General features: G+C 64.4%; 1 protein-coding gene. It reads right to left on the bottom strand.

The annotated features are described in order from the left end of the window. Positions 1 to 116 precede the first annotated feature (116 nt). Positions 117 to 1,316, bottom strand: coding sequence for a M20 aminoacylase family protein (locus tag CF70_RS14695; protein ID WP_235185044.1), 1,200 nt, complete (start codon positions 1,314 to 1,316; stop codon positions 117 to 119). Positions 1,317 to 1,330 lie beyond the last annotated feature (14 nt).

The raw sequence follows: 1,330 nt of genomic DNA, 5'->3' as shown, positions 1-1,330 counted from the left end.
GCTCAAAGAAACAGCGACCACCCCCGCAGGGAGATGCCGTACAGCTGTTGGGTGCAAAAACCATCACCGCCCCAAAACAACCCCACCCCGCCGCTCACACCAACGCCCTATACCCCCTACCCCTCCAAATACCTCTCCACCAACCTAGCCCAATAAGCCGCCCCCACAGTCAAATTCTCATCATTAAAGTCATACCCCGCGTTATGCAGCAACGGCTGCCCCGCCCCATTCCCCATCCTGACAAAGCACCCAGGCCGCTGCTGCAGGAAGTAAGCAAAATCCTCACTCCCCGCGATCAGCGGAAAATTCGTCACCACCCGCTCCGGCCCCACCAGTTCCTCGGCCACCTGCCGGGCAAACTCCGTCTCACGCTCGCTATTGATCAGCACCGGATAACCGCGGATGTAATCGATCTCCACACTAGCCCCATAGCCTTCCACATGGGAAGTCACCAACTGCCGGATACGATTCTCCAGCGTGCGTCGCACGTCGGGACTAAACGACCGCACGCTCAGTTCCAGCTTCGCGCTTTCGGGAATCACATTAGGCGCATGCCCCGCATGCAACGTCCCGATCGTCACTACCGCCGTCTCGTTCGGGTCGATATTGCGCGACACGATGCTCTGCAGCGCCATCACCAGGCTGCCCGCCACCAGGATCGGGTCGATCGACTGATGCGGCCGCGCCGCGTGGCCGCCCTTGCCGCGGATGGTGATGGCCACCGTATCGCAAGCCGCCATGAACGGGCCCGCGCGGAACATGAACATGCCGGCTTCCACGCCAGGATGGTTATGCAGCCCGAAAATCGCATCGCACGGGAAGCGTTCGAACAAGCCGTCGGCCAGCATGCGTTCGGCGCCGCCGCCGGCGCCGATCTCTTCGGCGGGCTGGAAGATCAGGTGGACGGTGCCGTTGAAATGGCGCGTGCGCGCCAGTTGCCGCGCGGCGCCGAGCAGCACGGCGGTGTGGCCGTCGTGGCCGCAGGCGTGCATCTTGCCGGCATGGATGCTGGCGTATGGCAGACCGGTGCGTTCGTGAATGGGCAGCGCATCCATGTCGGCGCGCACGCCGATGCTGCGGCGTGAGCCGCCCTGGCGCAGCGTGCCGACCACACCGGTACCGCCAACGCCGCGGGTCACTTCGTAGCCCCAGCCTTCAAGCTGGCTAGCGACGAGCTCGGCGGTACGCACTTCGTCGAAGGCGAGTTCGGGGTGCCGGTGGATGCTGTGGCGGATGGCTTCCAGTTCGGCCCGGCTGTCGAGGGTGTCGGCCAGTTCGCAGAAGTGGGAGAGGCGCAGCGGTCGTGCCGCTGTCAATGCGGCGGGTGGGA

Source organism: Cupriavidus sp. SK-3 (genome assembly GCF_000611145.1).
Lineage (GTDB): Bacteria > Pseudomonadota > Gammaproteobacteria > Burkholderiales > Burkholderiaceae > Cupriavidus.
The sequence above is the reverse complement of the archived record's forward strand: the minus strand, read 5'-3'. Positions and strand labels throughout refer to the sequence as shown.